Origin of the sequence: Rhizobium sp. rho-13.1 (assembly GCF_007000305.1) — a bacterium.
In the GTDB taxonomy this organism is placed as follows: Bacteria; Pseudomonadota; Alphaproteobacteria; order Rhizobiales; family Rhizobiaceae; genus Rhizobium; species Rhizobium rhododendri.
Genome location: NZ_SCFL01000119.1, coordinates 1 through 243 on the forward strand (window position 1 = coordinate 1; position 243 = coordinate 243).

Below are 243 nucleotides of genomic sequence, written 5' to 3' on the forward strand. Positions count from 1 at the left end.
CTGATCGTCACCGCGAAAATGAATCGCATTGACCCACAGGCCTGGCTTGCCGATGTCCTTGCCCGCATCGCCGACCATCCAGTCAGCCGTCTTGATGAGCTTCTCCCCTGGAATTGGCGGGAAACCACAACATCGCCACTGAGGCAGGCGGCCTGATGGCAGGTCCTCTCGTTCGCTTAAAGATCACGCTCGATGACGTTGATCCCTTGGTGATGCGGCGCGTTGTCGTCCCATTCCGCATTC

At 58.4% G+C, this 243-nt stretch carries 1 protein-coding gene and 1 pseudogene; both read left to right on the forward strand.

The features are described from left to right. Positions 1–156 (forward strand): transposase domain-containing protein (locus tag EQW76_RS28900; RefSeq protein ID WP_143123541.1); only part of this gene is annotated, 156 nt, incomplete at its 5' end. Further along, positions 156–243: pseudogene (locus EQW76_RS30120) on the forward strand (plasmid pRiA4b ORF-3 family protein); the annotation flags it as partial. The gene EQW76_RS28900 and the pseudogene EQW76_RS30120, both read left to right, overlap by 1 nt.